Source organism: Phenylobacterium glaciei (assembly GCF_016772415.1).
Taxonomy (GTDB): Bacteria; Pseudomonadota; Alphaproteobacteria; order Caulobacterales; family Caulobacteraceae; genus Phenylobacterium; species Phenylobacterium glaciei.
This window is the reverse complement of sequence record NZ_JAGSGD010000001.1, coordinates 612,632-629,313: the sequence shown is the minus strand read 5'-3', so window position 1 is coordinate 629,313 and position 16,682 is coordinate 612,632. Positions and strand designations below refer to the sequence as shown.

The following is a 16,682-nucleotide window of genomic DNA, read 5'->3' as shown; positions in this document are numbered from 1 at the left end:
CGCTCCCCTTTGGGCGAGGATCGCGCGGGGCGGCGGGGCGCGCAAGGCGCGGCGCGGGGGGGGCTGGGCGGCCTTAAGGCGCAGTGGGAAGATGATAGGCCACGCTGGCGCCCGGCCCGACGGGAATCTCCAGGGCGACCCAGGCGGCCGTCAGGGCGACCCCGCCCAGATAGAAGGCGGCGGCCAAGGGCAGGGTCAGCGCCAGCAGGGATCCCAGGCGGAAGTCCGGCGCCCAGCGGCGCGCGAATGTGAAGGTCAGAACGAAATAGGGATTCAAGGGCGAGATGAGATTGGTCACGGTGTCGCCCAGGCGATAGGCCGCGGTTGTCATTTCCGGCGACACGCCCAGCAACATCATCATCGGCGTGGCGACCGGCGACATCGCCGTCCACTTGGCTGAGCCGGAGGCGATCAGAAAATCGAGCCAGGCCGACATGGTGGCCAGCAGCGGCAGCAGGAGGGCTGGAGGCGCGTGCAGGGCCCGAAGTTGCTGCGCGCCGAGGATGGCGGCGATCGGCCCCAGATTGGACCAGGTGAACATCGCCACGAAGTGGGCGGCAAAGAAGATCAGCACCAGATAGGGCAGCATGCCCTCCAGTCCCTTGACCATCATCTCCACCACGTCGCGATGGGATTTGATGGACCCGGTCGAGGCGCCATAGGCCCAGCCCGTCGCGGCGAAGAGCAGAAACAGTCCGGCGGGCAGGCTGCGAAAGAACGGCAAGAGCCGCTGACTGCCCGTGGCCGCGACGTCGAGGAAGGGCGAGTATCCCGGCCAGAACGTCAGGGCCGCAAACCCCCCGATCACCGCCAGGGCCGCCAGACCGGCCATCCGCAGGCCGCGGCGCTCGCTGACCGTGACAACCGTGGCCGCCAGTTCGCCGCGGGTGACGCCCCCGGTCCAGGGTCCCAGGCGCGGCGCCAGCACCTTTTCGACGATGACCCAGGCCAGCCCGGTGAACAGCACGGCCACGGCGATACTGAACCACCAGTTTCCCAGGGGATTCATCGTCCAGTCCGGCACGATCAGCCGGGCCCCGATCTCGGTGATGCCAAAGATCAGGACGTCATACTGACCCGGGATCAGATTGCCCGACAGCCCGACCGCCGCGCCGGAAAACCCCACCACCAGGCCCAGGACCGGGTGGCGACCCGCGCTGGCATAGATGACAGCGGCCAGCGGCACATAGACCAGATAGCCCGCATCGATCGCGTGGGTCGTCAGCATGCCGATGAGGAAGACAATGGGGGTCAGATAGTGTTTCGGAACCCCCGCCAAACTGCTGCGCAGGAGGGATGAAAACAGGCCGCTGCGCTCGGCGATCCCCGCCCCCAGCATGATGGTCAGAGCCAGGCCGAGCGGCGTGAAGCTCGTATAGGTCTTCGGCATCTCCATGAAGAGCTTCTGGATATTGGCCTGGGAGAGCAGGCTCTGTGCAAAGAGCGTTTCGCCAGACACCGGATTGACGGCGGTCCAACCCGCGGCGGCCCCGAAAACCGAGACCCCCACCAGAACGCCGATGATGCCGATGAAGATGAACACCGGATCCGGCAGGGCGTTGCCCAACCGCTCCACGGTGTCGAGAAACTTGCCGGAACCCGCGTTTCGCTCCTGAACCTCAGCCATGGCCAATCCAATCATCGCTCGAAAGGCGTGTCGAGCGGTGCGCGGTGGGGTAGAGGCCGACCGGATCGATCTGGCGCGGAACGAGGCGGTCCCGGCCACCCATGATCTCCGTGGCGGAGGCTGCTCGCGGCCGCGAGGTTGGCGACATCTGGGCTCAAGCGGAGATCATGGGTCCCCGGGACAAGCCCGGGGATGACGATGGTGGTGGGGCGCCTTGGCCCCTGTGATCAGGCCCTCTCCGCGTCCCTCACCACAGGCTCGCCGCCGCCCGCGCGGGCCACGCGGCGTCGTAGTCGGCCCCGCCCTGCACGCCCGAACTCGCCGCGCTCAGCATCTGGCCGGCGCTGGGCAACCGCGCCGGGTCCACCTGCTTGGCGCGGTTCCACAGGTCGGCCCGGATCACCGCCCGCGCGCACTGGAAAAAGACGGTGTCGATGGTGATCACGATCACGCAGCGGGGCGGCTTGCTCTCCATGCGGAAGGTCTCCAGCAGATCGGCGTCCGTCCGCAGTTCCGCCCGCCCGTTCACCCGCAGGGTCGAGCCCGAGCCGGGGATCAGGAACAGCAACGCCACGCGGGGATCACGCACGATATTGCGCAGGGAGTCGGCCCGGTTGTTGCCCCGCCGGTCGGGCATCAGCAGGGTCCTCGCGTCGGCGATCCGCACCACCTCGCCGGCGTCTCCGCGCGGCGAGCAATCCAGGCCCTCGGGCCCCACCGTCGCGAGCGCCGCGAAGGGCGAGGCCTCGATCACCGCGCGGTACTCGGCGTTCAGGTGATCCAGCTCCTTGAGGGTGGAGGTTGGGCCGGGCTGGCCGTAGAGGGCTTCCAGGTCTTCGATCGTGGTCAGGACGGGCATGTGTGAGCTTTCATCACCAGGTGGTCACCATGGACCTGTCTCAGAGCCAATAGAATTGACTAAGCCGCCGCCATCGGTGAGAATTTCTCACAGATGCGCCAGCTTCCGCCCCTCTCGGCCCTCCGGTCCTTCGACGCCACCGCCCGCCTGGGTTCGGTGACCCGCGCCGCCGAGGAGCTCTCCCGCACCCATGGCGCGGTCAGCCGCCAGATCCGTAGCCTGCAGGACCACCTGGGCGTCCCCCTGTTCGACAAGGCCGGCGCCGGTCTGCGCCTGAACGCGCAGGGCCAAGCCCTGCAGGCGGTGGTGTCCGAGGCCCTGGACCGCCTGGAACAGGGCTGGCGGCGCGTACGCGACGAGGCCCGCGGTCCCGGCGTCCATGTGGCCTGCAGCGCCACCTTCGCCACCCGCTGGCTGGCCCCGCGCCTGGCCGACTTCTACCGCGCCCATCCGGAGATCCGCGTCCGCCTCTCCATGACCTCGGCCCGGGAGATGCGCGACGAAGGCGCCGACCTGGTGATCGCCTGGGACTGGAAGGCCTTCCCCGCCGCCGACCAGGCCCGCGCCATTCCGCTGGCGCCGGTGGCCTTCGGTCCGGTCTGCGCGCCGGGCTATCCGATCGATGACGTGCTGGGCGCCGACATCGTCGTGCCCTGCCGCATCGCCCACGACTTCACCTCCAGCGCCTGGGACCAGTGGCGCGACGCGACGGGCCGCCGGGTCGCCGGAGCCACCGAAATCAGCTTCCCCCACACCCACCTCTGCATCGAGGCGGCCCTCACCGGGCTGGGCGTCGCCCTGGTGGAGCAGCGGCTGATCGCCGCCGAACTGGCCGACGGCCGCCTGCGCGCGCCCTGCGGCTTCGCGCCCTTTCCGCAAGGCTTGGTGGCTATTCCCTCCGGAGAGCGCTACCAGTCGGCGTCTGCTGGCCTTTTCATCGATTGGCTGGCCACGGCGCTTACCGCCGGCTGACCGTTGCACATCGGACGGACAGCCATTTGGGCCCTCGCTAGTCCTAGCTCGGGGGGTGCGCTCATGGAAAACGACATGGTCGGAACTGTCCTCGCTCGGCTGCGCGCCGCCACTGCTGAAGCACACCAGCGCCTGGAAGCTCGCCTCGACCTGGTCGAGCGCATCGCGATCCCGGACGAACGCCGCCGGCTGGTGGAGCGCTATCACGCCCTGCATGTCGGGGCCGAGGCGGGGATGGCCCCGCTGCTCGCCGGCATTGTCGGCCTGGGCTATGCCGGCCGTCGCCGCACGGTGGAACTGGCCAGCGATCTGGCCGTCGTCGGCGGCCAGCCCCAGAGCGGACGCCGCATCGCCGCCCCCGCCAACGCCGCCGAGGCCCTTGGCCGTCTCTACGTCCTGGAGGCTGCGACCCAGGACGCGAAGGCCGTCGCCCGCCAGGTCACCGCCCGCGGCCAGAATATGAGGGGTCTATCCTTCCTCGACCCCTATGGCGCGGAGACCGGTGAACGCTGGCGCAAGTTCGTGCTGGTCCTTGAGCGCGAGGCCGCGGTCTCGGAAAAGGCCGGAGACGACATTGTGCGCGGCGCTGTGGCGGGCTTCGCCCAGGCCGAACGCTGGTTGTGCGACACCGCCCCGGCCCTGTCCGGCGCCCCGGTCGCTATGCCGGCCTGACATCAGGGGTGCGCGGCGTCGCTGTGTGTGAGAGCGTGCCGCCAGGAGGATCGCCCATGACCACCCCCTGGCTGGAAGACGCCCGCGCGCTTCAATCCAAGACCGTCGCCTTCCGGCGCGACATCCACCAGCACCCGGAGCTGGGCCTGAACCTGCCCCGAACGACGGCGGCGGTGCGCACCGCCCTGCAGGGCCTGGATGTCGACATCGTCCAGGGAACCTCCAACTCCGGCCTGATCGTGACCTTGAAGGGCGACCCGGCCGGCGCCACCATCCTGCTGCGCGGCGACATGGACGCCCTGCCCATGGACGAGGACACCGACGTGCCCTTCAAGTCGCGGATTCCGGGCGCCATGCACGCCTGCGGTCACGACGCCCACACTGCGATGCTGGTCTCCGCCGTCCACCTGATGCACGCCCACCGCGACCGCCTGGCCGGCACCGTGAAGTTCATGTTCCAGCCGGGAGAGGAGGGCGACTTCGGCGCCCGCCACATGATCGAGGACGGCCTGCTGGACCTGGCGCCGGCCCCCACCGCCGCCTTCGCCATCCACATCAGCCCCAATATCCCGAGTGGGGTGATCGCGAGCAAGCCTGGCGCCTTCATGGCTGCGCCCGACCAGATCGCCATCTCGATCAAGGGCCAGGGCGGCCACGCCTCCACGCCCCACCTGGCCCGCGACCCGATCCCGGTGGCCGCCGAGATGGTCATGGCGCTGCAGGCCCTCGTGGCCCGGCGCATCGACGCCTTCGATCCCGTGGTCCTGACCATCGCCAAGATCGAGGCCGGCACCACCCACAACGTCATCCCCGAGAGCGCCCACATGCTGGGCACCCTGCGCTCCTTCTCCGAACGCGCGCGCGCCAAGGCCCACGAGGGCATCCGCCGCATCGTCACCAAGATCGCCGAGGCCCACGAGATGGAGGGCCATGTGGAGATCACCGCCGGCTACCCCGTCACCGTCAACAACGCCGCCTTTGTCGAGCGGGTGAGGGGCGTCACCAGCGCCTTGCTCGGCGAGAAGGGCTATCGCGACATGCCAAGCCCGGTGATGGGGGCCGAGGACTGGTCCTATGTGCTCCAGCGCCTGCCGGGCTGCATGGTCTTCCTCGGAGTCGCCCCACCCGAGGTGAAGCCCGCCCACGCCCACAGTTGCCATTCCAACCGCATGGTCATGGACGAGGACGCCATGGCCCACGGCGTGGCCCTGCACGCCGCCATCGCCGAGGAGTACCTGGCGAGCGCCCGCTAGAGGCCCTTCAGCCAGGGGATCAGCCGGGCGTTCACCTCTTCGGGCCGTTCCTGCTGGGTCCAGTGACCGCAGCCCTCCAGGATGTCGGCGCCGCGCAGGTCGGTCATCTCCTCGCCCATGATCGCCAGCAGGTCGCCGCGGCCCAGCATGGACAGCACCAGGTCGCGCTCCCCGCCGATGAACAGCGACGGCTGCTCGATCTTGCGGCCCTCGAATTTCGACAGGTACTCGAAGTCCCGCTGGTGGTTGCGGTAGCGGCTGAGCGGCCCGAAGAACCCCGAGCCCGCGAACTCCGCGGCGTAATAGTCCAGGTCGGCCTCGGTCAGCCAGGCGGGGAAGGGATCGGGGTCCACCAGCCCGTCGAGCAGGCTCTGGCCGTGGACCTTGTCGTTGGGCCAGGTCCCGTCCGGGGCGTCGCCGCTGATGGCGTAGTAGAACTTGCGAATGCTCATGCGCGGATCGGCCTCCAGCTCGGCCTCGGGCGGCCCCACGTCCTGGAACCAGGCCTGGTAGAAGAACTTGCCGCGCTGCGTGAACACCTTGTCCACCAGGTCCATGAAGCTCGCCCGCGGCACGCCGGTATAGGGCACCGACAGGCCGGCCACGGCGCGGACCTTGTCGGGGCGGATCAGGGCCGAATTCCAGACGATGGGCGCCCCCCAGTCGTGGCCCACCAGCACCGCCTTCTCGCCCGGCGTCAGGTGTTCGATGAGGGCCGCGACGTCGCCCACCATGTGCTCCATGTCATAGGCCGCGATGTCGGCGGGCTTGCCCGAGCCGCCATAGCCGCGCACGTCGATGGCGCAGGCGGTGAAGCCGGCGGCCGCGATCGGCCCCATCTGGTGGCGCCAGCTGTACCAGCTCTCCGGAAAGCCGTGGACCAGGACCACCAGGGGGCCCGATCCCTCCATGGCGACGCGCAGCGAGATGTCGGGCAGGTCGAGGGTGCGGAACTCGGGCATGGCGTGTCCTCCTGAACCGTCACGCTAGGCGCATGACGGGGCGGCCGCCAAACGCAAAAAAGCCCGCCGGGGAGGGCGGGCTTTTCGGCTGTGGCTTCCTGACTGGGGAGGAAGGAGGGGCCTCAGCGGGCGGCGAGCACCGAGCGGCCGTAGGCGGCGATCTGGCTGCGTTGCGACTGGGTCAGGTTGTCCATCGCCTCGGCGCGGACCGCCTCGACGCAGCCGTCGGTGTTGACGATGCGGGTCCCGACACCCTGGCGCTGGGCGGCGCACATGGTGTTGGCGATCTTGTCGAGGCGCTGCTCGAAGGCCGCGACGCCGGCGGCCGAGGAGAGGTCGCCGACCTTCAGGGTCATGGGGGCGGCGTGGGCGGCGGTGGTCAAGGCGAGCATGGGGATGGCGGCCAGGGCGAGCGTGGCGGCCGAAGCGATCTTGCTGGTGAGCTTGGACATGTGGGGTTCCCTCTAGGTCTTCGATGTGGTGGGCGGCGACACGCCGCCGATGACTGCTGAGATAGACCCCTGCTTCGCCGATGTCCCGTGAAGTTCAAGTAATGACAGAGATTTAAGATCATTACGGAAAGTACATATTAGTGACAAATGTCACGTTACTTAACGCACGGTAACAAATGGCGCAGGGGTGTAACGGGCGTGCTGAAACCCATGATCGTCATGGCCGGGCTTGTCCCGGCCACCCATGATCTCCGTGGACCAGCAAGGATCAGCGGCGACGTCGCGCGCCCTGCGGCAGGGCGGAGATCATGGATCCCCGGGACAGGCCCGGGGATGACGGTCGATGTGCGAACGCAAAGAAGCCCGCCGGTGAGGGCGGGCTTCCAGGCTGTGGCCTCCTGACTGGGGAGGAAGGAGGGGCCTCAGCGAACGGCGAGTTCCGACACGCCGCTGGCGGCGATCTGGCTGCGCTGGGTGGCGCTCAGCTTGCCGATGGCCTCGGCGCGGACCGCCTCGCGGCAGCCGTCGGTCTTCACCATCCGGGCGCCGACGCCCTGGGTGAGGTCGTGGCAGACATTGGTGGCGACCTTGTCGATGCGTTGTTCGAAGGCGGCGACCCCAGCGGCGGTGGAGAGGTCGCCGACGCTCACGGCCATCGGGGCGGCGTGGGCGGCGGTGGTCAGGGCCAGCATCGGAATGGCGGCCAGGGCCAGGGAAGCGATGCCGGAAACGGTCTGGGTCAGCTTGAACATGGTGGGGTCCCTCTAGGTCTCGAATGTGTGTGGCTGCGTTGCGCCGCCGATGACTTCGAGATACGAGGGTCGACTTCGTAAGTCTTGTGAATACCAGGTAATGACAGAGATTTAAGGGAATTACCAAACCTACATACATGACACGCGAGTAACAGTACTTAACGAGCGTGTAATGTTCCGGCGGCCCGGCCGGATGGGGTCACACTGAACTCTCAATTGATCGTCATGGCCGGGCTTGTCCCGGCCACCCATGATCTCCGTGGCGCCGCAAGAAACCGCGACAACGCCGTGCGCCCTGCGGCGAGTCGGAGATCATGGGTCCCCGGGACAAGCCCGGGGATGACGATCCTGAATTGGATAGGCCTATCGACCCCTCGTCCGGCCCTGCTCCCAAGGGTCTCCCGCCGGGATGAGCGGAGTTACGGATTCACCGCCAGCCAGATCACGTGCCGCGCGCCGCGCTTGCCGCCGCCGGCGCGGACGCCGACCACCTCCACGGCGAACCCCGCCTGTTTCAGCCGCCGGGTGAAGGCCTCGCTGGCCGCGGAGGACCACACCGCCAGCACGCCGCCCTTGCTCAGGGCCGCGCGCGCCGCCGCCAGCCCCTGGCGGTCGTACAGCGCGTCATTGCCCTTGCGGCTCAGCCCCTCGGGCCCATTGTCCACGTCCAGCAGGATGGCGTCATAGGCCTTGGCCCCGGCGCGGATCGCCAGCCCCACGTCGCCCAGCGCCACACTGACCCGTGGGTCCTCCAGGCAGCCGGCCGACAGGTGCGCCATCGGCCCCCGGGCCCAGTCCACCACCTGCGGGACCAGTTCCCCCACCACGACCTTGGCCTTGGGCCCCAGGGCCGCGAGCGCCGCCCTCAGGGTGAAGCCCATGCCATAGCCGCCGATCAGCACGCGGGCGGCGGCTCCCACGCGGGCGATGGCCAGGGTGGCCAGGGCCGCCTCCGATCCGCTCAGCCGGCTGTTCATCAGCTCGATGGCGCCGGACATGATCGAGTACTCGGCGCCCCGCCGCATCAGCCGCAGTTCGCCGCCGTCGTCGGGGACGCTCGCGGTGTCCAGGTGTTCCCAGGGGATCATGGCGTCTCTTTAGCTCAGCGGCACGTAACCTCGCCAGCCGCCGCGCGAACTGATCTGATAGCCGCCCAAGGAGCCCGCCATGACCCGCCTGCTGCTCACCGCCGCCGCCCTCGCCAGTCTCGCCGGCGCCGCCCAGGCCCAGACCAGCCTGACCTCGGCGGTGTTCTCAGCCCCCCGCGTCTCCATCGCCCCGGAGGTCGCACAGGCCCACGCCCTGCGACAGGCGGGCATCGCCAAGACGTCGGTGGACCACAGCTTCGCACGGACAGCCACGGCCTCCCTGGGCTTCCTCTGCGGCCTGCAGCCCCGTGCCGACGAGGCCATCGGCTCGGCCCACGGCTTCGACAGCCAGGGCCGCTTCCTCGGCGCCAAGCTCAGCTTCGCGTTCCGCTGATGGAGATCCGCGTCCTGAAGGCGGGCGACGAGGCCCTGCTCATGGCCGCCGTCGACCACCTGGCCGAGGAAGGCCCGCTGACCCAGCAAGCGGCCACCCGCCACCTGGCCGACACCGACCTGGTGAGCGTCGTCGCCCTGGAGGATCAGGTCCCGGTCGGCTTCGTCTATGGCCACGTCCTGCGCCGCTTCGAGAAGACCAGCTTCTTCATCTACGCCGTCGACGTCGACGAGGCCTTCCAGCGGCGGGGGATCGCCAAAGCCATGCTGGGCGCCCTCTCCGACCTCGGGCGCAAGGGCCGCTGGGACGAGATGTTTGTCTTCACCAACGCCTCCAACACGCCCGCCATGGCCCTCTACGCCAGCGCCGGCGGCGTCCGCCCCAACCCCGACGACGTGATGTTCGACTTCGAGGGCTAGCCCCGCCGCGACGCTATGCAACGCAGTGCAGTATTGCGTGTTACATCAGACATAATCCGCCCGATCTCGGGCGAAGACCTCCGCGATAATCTGTCTGGGTAAGGCTTGCGCCTCGCGAGTCTCCAGTTGTTTTGAAGGGCGCCCCATGGCGGCCCAACCCCCGCACTATTCCGAAGAAGCCGCGCTCAGCCTCACCCTGGCCATCGTGGCCGCCTCGCCCGGCCCGCTGCTGCTGCTGGATGGCGATCTCAACATCGTCGCCGCCAGCCAGTCGTTCAGCGAGGTCTTCGAGATCGACGCGGGCGCAGCCGTCGGCGGTCCCCTGTCGGGCCTCGGCGCCGGCGAGTGGGACGTTCCCCGCATCAGGTCCCTGCTGGACGCCACCGCCTCGGGCGCGGCGCGGATCGAGGCCTACGAACTGGATCTCCACCGGCCCGGCCGGCCGCCGCGCAACCTGATCCTCCACGCCCAGCGGCTGGTCTATCTGGACCTGGAGAACCAGCGCCTGCTGATGTCGGTGATCGACGTCACCGAGGCGCGCGCCGACCAGAAGCTGAAGGATGACGCCCTGGCGCAGAACCTGGTGCTGCTGGCCGAGGTCCGCCACCGGGTCGCCAACAGCCTGCAGATCATCGCCAGCGTCCTCTTACAGAACGCCCGCAAGACGCAGTCGGAGGAGACCCGCGGCCACCTGAAGGACGCCCACAACCGGGTCATGTCGGTGGCTGCCCTGGAACGCCAGCTCAGCGAGTCCACCGACCAGGACGTGCAGCTCCAGACCTATTTCGTCAGCCTCTGCGACAGCATCGCCGCCTCGATGATCGCCGACACCGACCAGATCTCGCTGATCGTCACGGGTGATGGCGGCCTGGTCTCGGCGCGGGTCTCCGTCAGCCTCGGCCTCATCGTCACCGAGCTGGTGATCAACGCTCTCAAGTACGCCTTCCCGGAGGGCCGCCGGGGCAGGATCGTGGTCGACTGCCAGGTGCGCGGCCCCAACTGGAGCCTCAGCGTCACCGACAACGGGGTCGGCCTGCCGGCCAACCCCAGCCAGATCCGCACCGGCCTGGGGACCAGCATCGTCCAGGCCCTCGCCCGGCAGCTTGACGCCACGGTTGAGACGGGTCCCGCCCACCCCGGGACCCGCGTCGCCATCACCCACACCCAGATCGCCCTGGTCGGCGACGGCCCCGCGGCGTCTCGCGGCGATCACGCCGCCACCGGCGCCTGAAGAAAGCCACGCCATGGACACCCCCCCCACCCTGCTGATCGTCGAGGACGAGATCCTCACGGCCATCTCACTCCAGACAGGCCTGGAGGACGCCGGCTACCAGGTCATGGACCTCACCAGCCGCCCGGGAGAGGCGCTGGCCGCGGCCCGGGCGCGCAAGCCCGACCTCGCCCTGGTGAACATCAAGCTCTACGGCAGCAATGACGGCATCGCGCTCGCCTCCGAACTCAAGACCCTGGACGTCCCGGTGCTGTTCATCAGCGGCCAGCCCGACCGCGCCGTCTCCGCCCGCTCGGCGGCGGTGGGCTCCCTGCCCAAGCCCTACAGCGTCGACGACATGGTCGCCGCCGTCGGCTACCTGCTGGCGCGCCTCGCCGGCGACGCCACCCAGCCCCGCCCCCAGGACCTCGAAGTCTTCGACGAGGATCTGCCGGAGGCGGTGTAGGCGCGCCCCAAGCCAAAGCCCCTTGATCGTCATGGCCGAGCTTGTCCCGGCCACCCATGATCTCCGTGGCTCAGCAAAGATTCGCTGCGGCCTCGCGCGATCTGCGGATGGGCGGAGATCATGGGTCCCCGGGACAAGCCCGGGGATGACGAATGGGTCGGATGGGCCGTCGCTCTACCCGCGCGGCATCCGGCCCGGACGCTCCGGTCCCAATCGCGCCCGCCCTCAGCCCCCACCCGCGCAAGGGACGATCCGCGCATAGGGCCAGCCCAAGGCCCCGTCCTGGGCGTCGAGGCAGACCCGCGCGCCGAGCGGGGCCGCGTCATAGATCGGTCGGTCCACCCACAGGCCGTTGAACAGCCGCGGCTGGGCCTCATCGGTCCGCAGGCTCAGCCTTGGCGTGGGCCCGCGGGCGCCGAGCCGCCGCGCCGTCACCTCGGCCGACACCCGGGCCGGACCATCGCCGTCCAGCCTCTGGTTGGCCAGGACGAGGCCGCCCCAGATCCCGAAGGTCAGCACCCCGGCCATCGCCGCCACGGTCGGCCACGGCATGCCCCGGTCGGCGCGCCAGGCCAGTAGGGCGCATCCCGCCGCGAGGCCGGCGGCCACTAGCAGCATGGCCCCCCAGGCCGGAGAGGCGAGGTCGGCCTGCGCCCGGTAGGCCAGGCCGAAACAGGGGCCCAGCCACAGCAGGGGCGCGATCTCCGAAGGCCCGGCGCTCGCCGGCCGGCCCAGGGTCAGCACACCCCGGGCCGCCAGGATCGCCGCCGCGACGGGCGTCAGGCCCGCCGCCAGCAGCAGCAGTCCCGGGGGCTCGCGCCACAGATAGAGCAGGGCGAAGAGCGCCAGGCCCACGCCGTTGCCGGCGTCGGCCCAGCCGATCTTCTTGGCCCAGCCCATCACCGCCTAGGCTCGCGGCATCCGGTAAAGCCCGCAGATCTTGTTGCCGTCCGGATCGCGCAGATATGCCAGGTACAGCCCCGAACCCTCGCGCTCGCCGGGCGGCGCCTCGATGGCCGTGCCGCCATTGGCGACGCCGGCCGCATGCCAGGCGTCGGCCTGTTCGGGCGACTCACAGGCAAACCCGATGGTCCCGCCATTGGGCGCCGAGGCCGGCTCGCCATCGATGGGCTTGGTCACCGAGAACACCCCGGTCTTGGTGCGGTAGAAGATCCTGCGCCCGCCATCGATGGCGCCCGCCGGCACCCCCAGCGTCCCCAGCACGGCGTCATAGAAGGTCTTGGCCCGCTCGACGTCGTTGGTCCCGATCATGATGTGCGAAAACATGGTGTCCTCCCGTTGGTGTGTTGTTGCCAGTTTCATAGGGCCCACGACCCGTCCGTGACAACGGCCCCCTAATTCCTCCCCCACCGGGGGAGGGGGACCGCGAAGCGGTGGAGGGGGCTAGGGCCGTGCCGCTCCAAGGGCCCAAACCCCCTCCGTCTCGCGGCCTTCAGCCCCGATCCACCTCCCCCGACTCGCGCTGCGCGCTGGGGGAGGAATTCACTGAGCCCTTGCCTCGCCTGCGCAACCGGGGAGGCAAGGGCGTATGCCTCGATCCTGAATTGCGCTCACGCTCAATAAATTCTGTCGTTACAATAAATGCCGACAGGCCACGCGCCGCGGATGAGGACGGGCAATGCCAGGGAACAAGAAAACGCCCATCTGGACTGATCCGGACGACGCGCCCGAACTGACCGACGAGTTCTTCGAGCGCGCCGCGCTGATGGAGGGCGACCGGGTCCTGCGTCCCGCCCAGGGCACGCTCACCAAGCGCGGCCGTCCGAAGCTCGAAAACCCCAAGCGTCAGATCACCCTCCGCCTCGACAGTGATCTCATCGACCGCCTGCGGGAGTCGGGCCCCGGCTGGCAGAGCCGGATCAACGAGATCCTGCGCAAGGCCGTTTAACTCTCCGAACCGGCCTGCGCCTGGGGAGGACACCCGGCCTGCCCAATTGGCGTGATCTGCGATATCTCTGACATTTCGCCACGGCCCTGTGCCCCCTAGGCTGCCTGGGAACCTCAAGGAACGACGCGAATGGAATATCTGGTGGGGGCGGGCCTTGGCCTGGCGGTCGGCGTCATGGCCACCTTCGTGGGCTTTGACCGCGGACGGGCCTTCTATCCGGTGGTCCTGATCGTGGTCGCCTCCTATCACGACCTCTTCGCCGTCATGGGCGGGTCGTTGCCGGCGCTGGGGTTCGAGACCCTGGGCCTGGCCGCCTTCTGGGGCGTGGCGGTGCTGGGCTTCCGGACCAATCTCTGGTGGATCGTCGCGGCCCTGGCCGCCCACGGGGTCCTGGACCTGTTCCACGCCCGCCTGGTGGACAATCCCGGCGTCCCGTCCTGGTGGCCGGCCTTCTGCCTCACCTACGACCTCACCGCCGCCGCCTGGCTGGCCCGGCGCCTGCTGCGGACCCGCCGCGTCGCCACCCCAGGCCACGGCGTCCTCGCCGCCGCCCTGGCCGCCGGCGCCCTGTTCGGAACCGCCGCCAGCGCCGCGCCCGCCGCTGTCGAGGCCGACGGCCACGCGGTCGCCTATCAGGTCCAGGGCCAGGGCCGCCCGGTCCTGGTGCTGATCTCCGGCCTGGGGGACGGCATGGCCTCGTTCCGTGAGGTGGCGCCGGACCTCGCCGCCCACGCCACCGTCATCCTCTACGACCGCGCCGGCTATGGCGGCAGCGGCGCCCCCACCGGCCCTCGCGACGCCGCGGCCGTGGACCGCGAGCTCCAGGCCCTGCTGGCGGCGTCAGGTGTCGCCGGCCCCTATGTCCTGGCCGGCCATTCGATCGGCGGCCTCTATGCGGAGTATATCGCAGCCCACCATCCGGACGAGGTCGCCGGCCTGATCCTGGAGGAGTCCCGCCCCGCCGGTTTCACCCGCCGCTGCCAGGCCGCCGGCCTGTCCATGTGCGTCGCCACCCCGGCCATGATGACCTTCGCCCCCAAGGGCGCCCAGGCCGAGGTCGCCGCCCTTGACGCCAGCGTCGCCCAGGTCGAGGCGCTCGTCCCCGTCGTCGGGAAGCCCGTCCTGGTGCTGTCGCGCGCCCCGGGCGCCAAGCCCTTCGACCGCCTCTGGACGCAGGCCCAGTCCGACCTCGCCGGCCGCTATCGCGGCGCCGTCCACCGCACCGCCCCGGCCGGCGGCCACTATGTCCACCGCGACCAACGGGCCTGGTTCGTGGCACAGGTCACCGGGTTCCTGGCGGCGGTTCCCTAGCCGAGCCTTCTCCACAGCCCGTCATCCCGGCTGCGCCGCAGCGGAGAACCGGGACCGCGAAGCGGCGCGAAGCAGCCACCCAGGGGCCACAGGCCCCGCCTTCGTCATGGCGCGCACCGTCCCAACCAGGCAAGGTCCTGCAACGGGGGAGCGCGTGTGGCGGACCAGGCTAAGATCGGCACAGACTGGCAGGATCAGGAACTGGACCTGATCCTCGAAGATTATTTCGCCATGCTTCGCGCCGAGATGCGCGGCGAGCCCTATGTGAAATCCCACCACAGCGCCGCGCTGATGGCTCGGATCGGTCGAACCCATCGGTCCGTCGAGTTCAAGCACATGAACATCTCGGCGGTCCTCCAGGAGCTCGGGCGCCCCACCATCCGCGGCTACAAGGCCAAGGCCAACTATCAGGGCGCCTTGCTCGCCGCCGTCGAGCGCCACCTGTCGGCGCATCCCGAGTTCGACCTGGACTTCAAGCCGCGGCTCGCCAGCCTCAGAGAGGACGCGGCCCTGTACGAGGAGCCGCCTCCGGCGCGCTCCGACGCGGTCTGGGCGCGGAACCCCGACATGGCGCGTCTGGTCCGCAAGTTCGATCCCGCGGCCCGCGACGCCCGCAACCGCGCGCTCGGTCTGGCCGGCGAGGAACTGGTGCTCGGCGCGGAACGGCGGAAATTGCAGAGCCTGGATCGGCCCGACCTGGCCCGCAAAGTCCGCTGGGTCTCCCAGGAGGAGGGCGACGGCGCGGGCTATGACATCCTGTCCTTCGATCCCGCCGGCGGGGAGCGGCTTATCGAGGTCAAGACCACGACCGGCACACGGACGACGCCCTTCTACCTGACGCGCAACGAACACGACCTCTCCGGCGAACGCCCCGACGTCTTCCGTCTCTACCGGCTGTTCGAGTTCCGGGAAGCGCCGCGTCTGTTCAAACTCAGACCGCCGCTGGAGGATAAGGTGCAGCTAAGTCCAGAAGTCTATCGCGCGTCATTTTGAAGAACTCGGGGGCCGTGGGCGCCTAACTCCGGCGCCAAATCGCGACCGAGGTTGAAAGAATAAGTAGGGGGGAGAATGGCTCGCTTGGGAAGAACCAGAGCACTCGCGCTTGGTGTGTCTCTCTTTTTGGCCGGAACTGTATTCGGATGCGCTGTCGCGCCGGACGTCGTTTCGATGGCGCCATACAAGATTTCGAAATGCGATCCGACAGGTCAGATATGCGTGGGGGACCACGTCGACGCTCCGGATTTTCGGCTTCTCGAGGAAAACCTCGGCGGTCTGAAGGACGGGTACTGCGGGTACCGCGAAGCGGGGAGGGTTGACGGGCGGCCTCTGGGTCCTCTCGAACTTGTCCGACTTGGGTGCAATGAGAACAGGATGGTGGCCTCGTTCGACAACGGCCGGCATCGGGTCACGCTCTGGATTGACGAGGGTTCAATTCGAACCATCCAGGTTGGTCCGCGAAAGACCTTTGAGCTCTGATCCAGAAGCGGGCGCACCTACCCTTGACGCCACGTCGCGCCGTCCCGCAAATGCCAGCCCATAAAACCAAACATCTGTTTTAGGGAGTTGCGCTCATGGGTGAGCTGTTTGATCTGACCGGCAAGGTCGCCGTCATCACCGGGTCCTCGCGCGGGATCGGCAAGGCCATCGCGCAGCGCATGGCCGAGCACGGCGCCAAGGTGGTGATCTCCTCGCGCAAGGCCGGGCCCTGCGACGAGGTGGCCGCCGAGATAAACGCCAAGCACCCGGGCGCGGCCATCGCCATCCCCGCCAGCATCTCGTCGAAGGACGACCTGCAGCGGCTGGTGGACGAGACCCGCAAGGCCTTCGGCAAGATCGACATCGTGGTCTGCAACGCCGCGTCGAACCCCTATTACGGGCCGATGAGCGGCATTCCCGACGACGCCTTCCGCAAGATCCTCGAGAACAACATCATCGCCAACAACTGGCTGATCAACATGACCAGTGAGGAGATGAAGGCCAATAAGGACGGGGCGATCATCATCATCTCGTCGGTCGGGGGTTTGCGCGGCACCTCGGTGATCGGCGCCTACGCCATCTCCAAGGCCGCCGACATGCAGCTGGCCCGCAACCTCGCCCAGGAACTGTCGCCCCACAATATCCGGGTCAACTGCATCGCGCCGGGCCTGGTGAAGACCGACTTCGCCAAGGCCCTGTGGGACACCCCGGCCGGCGAGGCCCGCGCCAGCTCCGGCACCCCCCTGCGCCGCCTGGGCGAACCCGACGACATCGCCGGCGCCGCGGTGTTCCTGGCGTCGAAGGCCGGCTCCTGGATGACCGGCCAGACCGTGGTCATCGACGGCGGCTCCACCTCCTGA

The 16,682-nt window shown here is 69.1% G+C and carries 19 protein-coding genes; 11 read left to right on the top strand and 8 right to left on the bottom strand.

Annotation, left to right across the window (positions count from 1 at the left end):
* Nucleotides 1–73: 73 nt before the first annotated feature.
* On the bottom strand, nt 74–1,627 hold the full coding sequence (locus JKL49_RS03070) for an AbgT family transporter (protein WP_215338244.1): 1,554 nt from the start codon (nt 1,625–1,627) through the stop codon (nt 74–76).
* A 247-nt stretch (nt 1,628–1,874) separates the two neighbouring features.
* Complete coding sequence (locus JKL49_RS03065; protein ID WP_215338243.1) at nt 1,875–2,486, bottom strand: pyridoxamine 5'-phosphate oxidase family protein; 612 nt, start codon at nt 2,484–2,486, stop codon at nt 1,875–1,877.
* A 93-nt stretch (nt 2,487–2,579) separates the two neighbouring features.
* Here JKL49_RS03065 and JKL49_RS03060 point away from each other — a divergent pair, with 93 nt between their 5' ends.
* The 3 genes from JKL49_RS03060 to JKL49_RS03050 all read left to right on the top strand — a co-directional run bounded on the left by JKL49_RS03060 (nt 2,580) and on the right by JKL49_RS03050 (nt 5,383).
* Nucleotides 2,580–3,458: a LysR substrate-binding domain-containing protein gene (locus tag JKL49_RS03060; protein WP_215338242.1), complete on the top strand. Its 879-nt coding sequence runs from the start codon at nt 2,580–2,582 to the stop codon at nt 3,456–3,458.
* A 75-nt stretch (nt 3,459–3,533) separates the two neighbouring features.
* Nucleotides 3,534–4,130: a biliverdin-producing heme oxygenase gene (locus JKL49_RS03055; RefSeq protein WP_215338241.1), complete on the top strand. Its 597-nt coding sequence runs from the start codon at nt 3,534–3,536 to the stop codon at nt 4,128–4,130.
* 56 nt (nt 4,131–4,186) lie between these two features.
* Nucleotides 4,187–5,383 (top strand): M20 metallopeptidase family protein, encoded by a 1,197-nt coding sequence (locus JKL49_RS03050; RefSeq protein WP_215338240.1) that lies wholly within the window; start codon nt 4,187–4,189, stop codon nt 5,381–5,383.
* On the opposite strand, the gene JKL49_RS03045 is transcribed toward JKL49_RS03050, so the two are convergent.
* From JKL49_RS03045 to JKL49_RS03030, 4 genes are all read right to left on the bottom strand, one after another.
* Entirely contained in the window at nt 5,380–6,345 is a 966-nt protein-coding gene (locus tag JKL49_RS03045; protein WP_215338239.1) for an alpha/beta fold hydrolase, read from the bottom strand. The two genes, JKL49_RS03050 and JKL49_RS03045, sit on opposite strands and share 4 nt — an antisense overlap.
* A gap of 122 nt (nt 6,346–6,467) precedes the next feature.
* Nucleotides 6,468–6,797, bottom strand: a complete 330-nt coding sequence (locus JKL49_RS03040) for a UrcA family protein (RefSeq protein WP_215338238.1) — start codon at nt 6,795–6,797, stop codon at nt 6,468–6,470.
* A 422-nt stretch (nt 6,798–7,219) separates the two neighbouring features.
* Complete coding sequence (locus tag JKL49_RS03035; RefSeq protein WP_215338237.1) at nt 7,220–7,549, bottom strand: UrcA family protein; 330 nt, start codon at nt 7,547–7,549, stop codon at nt 7,220–7,222.
* 419 nt (nt 7,550–7,968) lie between these two features.
* The gene (locus tag JKL49_RS03030; RefSeq protein WP_215338236.1) at nt 7,969–8,637 is read right to left on the bottom strand and encodes a spermine/spermidine synthase domain-containing protein; all 669 of its coding nucleotides are present in this window, start codon (nt 8,635–8,637) and stop codon (nt 7,969–7,971) included.
* Nucleotides 8,638–8,716: 79 nt separating this feature from the next.
* Here JKL49_RS03030 and JKL49_RS03025 point away from each other — a divergent pair, with 79 nt between their 5' ends.
* From JKL49_RS03025 to JKL49_RS03010, 4 genes are all read left to right on the top strand, one after another.
* Nucleotides 8,717–9,031 carry a hypothetical protein gene (locus JKL49_RS03025; RefSeq protein WP_215338235.1) on the top strand — a complete coding sequence of 105 codons (315 nt, stop codon included), beginning with the start codon at nt 8,717–8,719 and terminating at the stop codon, nt 9,029–9,031.
* Nucleotides 9,031–9,450, top strand: coding sequence for a GNAT family N-acetyltransferase (locus JKL49_RS03020; protein WP_215338234.1), 420 nt, complete (start codon nt 9,031–9,033; stop codon nt 9,448–9,450). The genes JKL49_RS03025 and JKL49_RS03020 overlap by 1 nt, the downstream gene beginning before the upstream one ends.
* A 145-nt stretch (nt 9,451–9,595) precedes the next feature.
* Nucleotides 9,596–10,681, top strand: a complete 1,086-nt coding sequence (locus tag JKL49_RS03015) for a sensor histidine kinase (RefSeq protein WP_215338233.1) — start codon at nt 9,596–9,598, stop codon at nt 10,679–10,681.
* Nucleotides 10,682–10,694: 13 nt separating this feature from the next.
* Nucleotides 10,695–11,126 (top strand): response regulator, encoded by a 432-nt coding sequence (locus JKL49_RS03010; protein ID WP_215338232.1) that lies wholly within the window; start codon nt 10,695–10,697, stop codon nt 11,124–11,126.
* Between the two features lie 225 nt (nt 11,127–11,351).
* On the opposite strand, the gene JKL49_RS03005 is transcribed toward JKL49_RS03010, so the two are convergent.
* Nucleotides 11,352–12,026: a hypothetical protein gene (locus tag JKL49_RS03005; RefSeq protein ID WP_215338231.1), complete on the bottom strand. Its 675-nt coding sequence runs from the start codon at nt 12,024–12,026 to the stop codon at nt 11,352–11,354.
* 6 nt (nt 12,027–12,032) lie between these two features.
* On the bottom strand, nt 12,033–12,413 hold the full coding sequence (locus tag JKL49_RS03000; RefSeq protein WP_215338230.1) for a VOC family protein: 381 nt from the start codon (nt 12,411–12,413) through the stop codon (nt 12,033–12,035).
* Between the two features lie 376 nt (nt 12,414–12,789).
* Here JKL49_RS03000 and JKL49_RS02995 point away from each other — a divergent pair, with 376 nt between their 5' ends.
* The 4 genes from JKL49_RS02995 (at nt 12,790) to JKL49_RS02980 (ending at nt 16,682) form a co-directional block, all read left to right on the top strand.
* Nucleotides 12,790–13,035: a BrnA antitoxin family protein gene (locus JKL49_RS02995; protein ID WP_430700830.1), complete on the top strand. Its 246-nt coding sequence runs from the start codon at nt 12,790–12,792 to the stop codon at nt 13,033–13,035.
* A gap of 129 nt (nt 13,036–13,164) precedes the next feature.
* Nucleotides 13,165–14,346 (top strand): alpha/beta fold hydrolase, encoded by a 1,182-nt coding sequence (locus JKL49_RS02990; RefSeq protein ID WP_215338228.1) that lies wholly within the window; start codon nt 13,165–13,167, stop codon nt 14,344–14,346.
* A gap of 156 nt (nt 14,347–14,502) precedes the next feature.
* Nucleotides 14,503–15,339 carry a protein NO VEIN domain-containing protein gene (locus JKL49_RS02985; protein ID WP_215338227.1) on the top strand — a complete coding sequence of 279 codons (837 nt, stop codon included), beginning with the start codon at nt 14,503–14,505 and terminating at the stop codon, nt 15,337–15,339.
* 578 nt (nt 15,340–15,917) lie between these two features.
* Complete coding sequence (locus tag JKL49_RS02980; protein WP_215338226.1) at nt 15,918–16,682, top strand: SDR family oxidoreductase; 765 nt, start codon at nt 15,918–15,920, stop codon at nt 16,680–16,682.

Bases quoted from the DNA above. Each gene is read 5' to 3' on its own strand.
- JKL49_RS03070 (WP_215338244.1), bottom strand. From the start codon at position 1,627: ATGGCTGAGGTTCAGGAGCGAAACGCGGGTTCCGGCAAGTTTCTCGAC.
- JKL49_RS03065 (WP_215338243.1), bottom strand. From the start codon at position 2,486: ATGCCCGTCCTGACCACGATCGAAGACCTGGAAGCCCTCTACGGCCAG.
- JKL49_RS03060 (WP_215338242.1), top strand. From the start codon at position 2,580: ATGCGCCAGCTTCCGCCCCTCTCGGCCCTCCGGTCCTTCGACGCCACC.
- JKL49_RS03055 (WP_215338241.1), top strand. From the start codon at position 3,534: ATGGTCGGAACTGTCCTCGCTCGGCTGCGCGCCGCCACTGCTGAAGCA.
- JKL49_RS03050 (WP_215338240.1), top strand. From the start codon at position 4,187: ATGACCACCCCCTGGCTGGAAGACGCCCGCGCGCTTCAATCCAAGACC.
- JKL49_RS03045 (WP_215338239.1), bottom strand. From the start codon at position 6,345: ATGCCCGAGTTCCGCACCCTCGACCTGCCCGACATCTCGCTGCGCGTC.
- JKL49_RS03040 (WP_215338238.1), bottom strand. From the start codon at position 6,797: ATGTCCAAGCTCACCAGCAAGATCGCTTCGGCCGCCACGCTCGCCCTG.
- JKL49_RS03035 (WP_215338237.1), bottom strand. From the start codon at position 7,549: ATGTTCAAGCTGACCCAGACCGTTTCCGGCATCGCTTCCCTGGCCCTG.
- JKL49_RS03030 (WP_215338236.1), bottom strand. From the start codon at position 8,637: ATGATCCCCTGGGAACACCTGGACACCGCGAGCGTCCCCGACGACGGC.
- JKL49_RS03025 (WP_215338235.1), top strand. From the start codon at position 8,717: ATGACCCGCCTGCTGCTCACCGCCGCCGCCCTCGCCAGTCTCGCCGGC.
- JKL49_RS03020 (WP_215338234.1), top strand. From the start codon at position 9,031: ATGGAGATCCGCGTCCTGAAGGCGGGCGACGAGGCCCTGCTCATGGCC.
- JKL49_RS03015 (WP_215338233.1), top strand. From the start codon at position 9,596: ATGGCGGCCCAACCCCCGCACTATTCCGAAGAAGCCGCGCTCAGCCTC.
- JKL49_RS03010 (WP_215338232.1), top strand. From the start codon at position 10,695: ATGGACACCCCCCCCACCCTGCTGATCGTCGAGGACGAGATCCTCACG.
- JKL49_RS03005 (WP_215338231.1), bottom strand. From the start codon at position 12,026: ATGGGCTGGGCCAAGAAGATCGGCTGGGCCGACGCCGGCAACGGCGTG.
- JKL49_RS03000 (WP_215338230.1), bottom strand. From the start codon at position 12,413: ATGTTTTCGCACATCATGATCGGGACCAACGACGTCGAGCGGGCCAAG.
- JKL49_RS02990 (WP_215338228.1), top strand. From the start codon at position 13,165: ATGGAATATCTGGTGGGGGCGGGCCTTGGCCTGGCGGTCGGCGTCATG.
- JKL49_RS02980 (WP_215338226.1), top strand. From the start codon at position 15,918: ATGGGTGAGCTGTTTGATCTGACCGGCAAGGTCGCCGTCATCACCGGG.